Genomic DNA, 4,300 nt, shown 5'->3' on the forward strand with positions numbered 1-4,300 from the left:
GCTTCGCTCGAGCAGGGCGGTACCCCCATCGCCGCTGCCGCCCGCGTCCTCGCCCCGCTCCTGCCCGAGCCCCTGGACCACGTCCTGCTGCAGGCGGACCTCACGGCGGTGGCGCCCGGCCCGCTCCAGCGGCCGCTCGCCGACGTGCTGGACGTGCTCGCGGACGTGGAGTCCAAGGGCGGCGCGACCGTCTACCGGTTCACCCCCGCCTCCGTGCGCCGCGCCCTGGACGCCGGCCGCACCGCCGCCGACCTGCACGCCTTCCTCGCCGCGCACTCCCGTACGCCGGTTCCGCAGCCGCTGGCGTACCTGATCGACGACGTGGCCCGCCGGCACGGCCACCTGCGGGTCGGCGCCGCCTCGGCGTACGTGCGCTGCGACGACGACGCGCTGCTGAACGAGATCCTGGCCGACAAGCGGTCCGCCGCCCTGCGCCTGCGCCGCCTGGCGCCCACCGTGCTCGCCGCGCAGGCCGACCCGGCCACGCTCCTGGAGGGCCTGCGCGCGATGGGCTGTGCCCCGGCCGCCGAGTCCGCCGAGGGCGACGTCCTCGTCACCCGGGCCGACTCCTACCGCACCCCGCCGCGCACCGCGCCCGAACCGGTCCCGGAGGGCCCGCCGCCGCCGGACGCCACCCTGCTCGCCGCCGCGATCCGCGCGATCCGGGCGGGCGACCTGGCCTCCACCGCCCCTCGCAAACCGACCGCCGCCCCGGTCACGGACGGCGCGCTGCCCCGCACCAGCTCCGCCGAGACCCTCGCCACCATGCAGGCCGCCGTCCTCACCGGCGAGGCCCTGTGGATCGGCTACGTCAACGCCGAGGGCGCCGCCAGCCAGCGCGTCATCGCGCCGATCCGCGTCGAGGGCGGCTTCGTGACGGCGTACGACCACACGGCGGACGAGGTCCGCACCTACCCGCTGCACCGGGTCACGGGGGTGGCCGAGCTCGCGGACGACCGTCCGTGACCGTGCGCGAGTAGGGCACACTGGACGTTTGTCCCCCATGGAAAGGGCTCCCGGAAGGGCTCCGCGTGTGAATGGTCCCCTGATCGTCCAGTCCGACAAGACCCTGCTGCTCGAAGTCGACCACGAACGGGCCGACGACTGCCGTCGGGCCATCGCGCCGTTCGCCGAGCTGGAGCGGGCGCCCGAGCACATCCACACCTACCGGGTCACCCCGCTCGGCCTGTGGAACGCGCGCGCCGCCGGGCACGACGCCGAGCAGGTCGTGGACGCGCTCGTGCAGTACAGCCGCTACCCCGTGCCGCACGCGCTGCTCGTCGACATCGCCGACACGATGGACCGCTACGGGCGGCTGACCCTCACCAAGCACCCGGCGCACGGCCTGGTCCTGAACACCACCGACCGGCCGGTCCTGGAGGAGGTGCTGAAGTCCCGGCGGATCGCCCCGCTGGTCGGCGCCCGCATCGACCCGGACACCGTGGCCGTGCACCCCTCCGAGCGCGGGCAGATCAAGCAGGTGCTGCTGAAGCTGGGCTGGCCGGCCGAGGACCTGGCGGGTTACGTCGACGGCGAGGCGCACCCGATCGAGCTGCGCGAGGACGGCTGGGCGCTGCGCCCCTACCAGAAGCAGGCCGTGGAGAACTTCTGGCACGGCGGCAGCGGAGTGGTCGTGCTCCCCTGCGGGGCCGGCAAGACGCTGGTCGGCGCGGGGTCGATGGCGCAGGCGCAGTCCACGACGCTGATCCTGGTCACGAACACCGTCTCCGCCCGGCAGTGGAAGCACGAGCTGGTGAGGCGGACCTCGCTGACCGAGGACGAGATCGGCGAGTACAGCGGGGCGAAGAAGGAGATCCGCCCGGTCACGATCGCGACGTACCAGGTCCTCACCACCAGGCGGAAGGGGATCTACCCGCACCTGGAGCTGTTCGACTCCCGGGACTGGGGCCTGATCGTCTACGACGAGGTGCACCTGCTGCCCGCGCCGGTCTTCAAGTTCACCGCGGACCTGCAGGCCCGGCGGCGCCTCGGGCTGACCGCGACCCTGGTGCGCGAGGACGGCCGCGAGTCGGACGTGTTCTCCCTGATCGGGCCGAAGCGGTTCGACGCGCCCTGGAAGGAGATCGAGGCGCAGGGCCACATCGCGCCCGCCGACTGCGTCGAGGTCCGGGTGAACCTCACCGACTCCGAGCGGCTGGCGTACGCCACCGCCGAGACGGAGGAGAAGTACCGCTTCTGCGCGACCACCGCGACCAAGCGGAAGGTCACCGAGGCGATCGTCCGCCGCTTCGCCGGGCAGCAGATCCTGGTCATCGGGCAGTACATCGACCAGCTCGACGAGCTGGGCGAGCACCTGGACGCCCCGGTGATCAAGGGCGAGACGTCCAACGCCCAGCGCGAGAAGCTCTTCGACGCCTTCCGCGAGGGCGGGATCAGCGTGCTGGTGGTGTCGAAGGTCGCGAACTTCTCCGTCGACCTGCCGGAGGCCACCGTCGCCATCCAGGTCTCGGGCACCTTCGGCTCCCGCCAGGAGGAGGCCCAGCGCCTCGGCCGGGTGCTGCGCCCGAAGGCCGACGGCCACCAGGCCCACTTCTACTCGGTGGTCGCCCGCGACACCATCGACCAGGACTTCGCCGCCCACCGCCAGCGCTTCCTGGCCGAACAGGGCTACGCCTACCGGATCATGGACGCCGACGAACTGCTGGCGGAGGGCTGAGCGAACGGATCCCGGCTCCGGCTTCCGGCTCGGTACCCTGGACACGGCACGAGCCGGATCAAGGGAGGGCGCCATGTCTCACGAGGACGTCTACGAGGTGCTGTACACCGAGTCGGCGGCTCGTGACCGCGACCGCTTGGACCCCGTTCGCAGGGCCTCCCTCGACAAGGCCGTCGACATACTGGCCCGCAATCCCTACACCGAGGTCTCCCGCCCCATAGGGCCGGGTGAGCAGGACCGCGAGATCCGTCTCACGTCACAGATCGTCGCCGAGTACATGGTGTCCCGAGGCCGCCTGCTGCTGGTCATGCTGCGGATCTTCGACGACGCGGACATTCTCCTGCCGGAGGAGAACTGACGCGAGGACCGCGCACGTCAGCAGGGCGTAGGGCGAGGCCAGGGGCTGCTGCCACCAGTCCAGGTGCAGCTCCAGGCCCTTGCGGGGGACCAGCCACATGGTGCGGGTGGTGAAGAGGACGGCGGTGAGCGCCGCCCAGAGGCGGTGGCCCTCGGCCAGGAGCACGGCGATCAGCGGGACGCACCACACCCAGTGGTGGGACCAGCTGATCGGTGAGACGAGCAGCGCGGTCAGCCCGGTCAGCAGCACGCCCCACCGCTCGCGCGGCGCCCGGGCCGCGAGCCACAGGCCGGTGGCGCCCACCGCGACGGCGGGCAGCACCCAGGCGAGGCCGGGCGACGGCTCCCCCAGCACGCGGGCGACCAGGCCCTGCAGCGACTGGTTGGCGGTGATCCACGGCTTGCCCACCCGGCCGGTGTCGAAGAGGTGGCGGGTCCAGTAGCCGACGCTGGCCGCGGGCAGGGCGAGCGCGCCGACGGCGGCGGTGGCGGCGAAGGCGGCCGTCGCCGTGGCCGCCTCGCGTACGCGCCCGCGGAGCAGCAGGTACGGGATGAAGAGCCCCGGGGTGAGCTTGATGCCGGCCGCGACCCCGATCAGCGCCCCCCTGCCGCGGGCGCCGGGCGGCCGGGTGAGGTCCCCCAGGACCAGGCAGGTGACCGCGAGGTTGATCTGCCCGTACACGAAGGTCTGGAAGACCGGTTCGAGCCAGACGGCGAGCGCGGTCGCCGCACACACCAGGGGGAGTCCGGCCCGGCGTCCGGCGAGCCGGGCGGAGAGGTGGACGAGCCAGGCGAGCAGGAACGCGTTGCCCGCGCAGAACACCGCCTTCAGGACCGGGACCGGCAGCCACACCGTCGGTACGAACAGCAGGGCCGCGAACGGCGGGTAGGTGGCCGGCAGCCGTCCCTCCGTGATCGTGAAGCCGTACAGGTCGCGGCCGTGGACGACGGCCGCTCCCTCCGCCCGGTAGACCACCGCGTCGGGCATCGCGGCGTCCAGGGCGGCGAACAGGGCCGCGAGGGCGGTGAGGGAGAGGGCGAGGAGTACGAGGGCGGCGGGTGCCGCGTGTGCCGCGCGCGACCGGAGGGCCACCGTCCGTTCTGTCACGAACCGACCCTAGTGGGTCACTTGTGGCGTGTGCCCGCCTCCTCGCCGTACTCGCCGAGGACGACGACGTCGAACACGGCGCCCGCGAACACCTTGACGGCGTGCAGGGCGTCGCCCAGACGGTGGTGACGACTGCCCTGGACGGCGGTGGCGCCGGC

4 protein-coding genes are annotated in these 4,300 nt (G+C 73.1%); 3 read left to right on the forward strand and 1 reads right to left on the reverse strand.

From position 1 onward, the window contains the following. The 3 genes from C1I97_RS32300 to C1I97_RS32310 all read left to right on the forward strand — a co-directional run. Positions 1-966 (forward strand): helicase-associated domain-containing protein (locus C1I97_RS32300; RefSeq protein ID WP_181447009.1); only part of this gene is annotated, 966 nt, incomplete at its 5' end. 67 nt (positions 967-1,033) lie between these two features. Further along, positions 1,034-2,677, forward strand: a complete 1,644-nt coding sequence (locus C1I97_RS32305) for a DNA repair helicase XPB (RefSeq protein ID WP_111006594.1) — start codon at positions 1,034-1,036, stop codon at positions 2,675-2,677. A gap of 73 nt (positions 2,678-2,750) precedes the next feature. Further along, on the forward strand, positions 2,751-3,035 hold the full coding sequence (locus C1I97_RS32310; protein WP_111006595.1) for a hypothetical protein: 285 nt from the start codon (positions 2,751-2,753) through the stop codon (positions 3,033-3,035). On the opposite strand, the gene C1I97_RS32315 is transcribed toward C1I97_RS32310, so the two are convergent. Continuing rightward, entirely contained in the window at positions 2,934-4,142 is a 1,209-nt protein-coding gene (locus C1I97_RS32315) for a glycosyltransferase 87 family protein (protein ID WP_111006596.1), read from the reverse strand. The two genes, C1I97_RS32310 and C1I97_RS32315, sit on opposite strands and share 102 nt — an antisense overlap. Positions 4,143-4,300 lie beyond the last annotated feature (158 nt).

The sequence above is a fragment of the Streptomyces sp. NTH33 genome (genome assembly GCF_003236365.1).
Classification (GTDB): Bacteria; Actinomycetota; Actinomycetes; order Streptomycetales; family Streptomycetaceae; genus Streptomyces.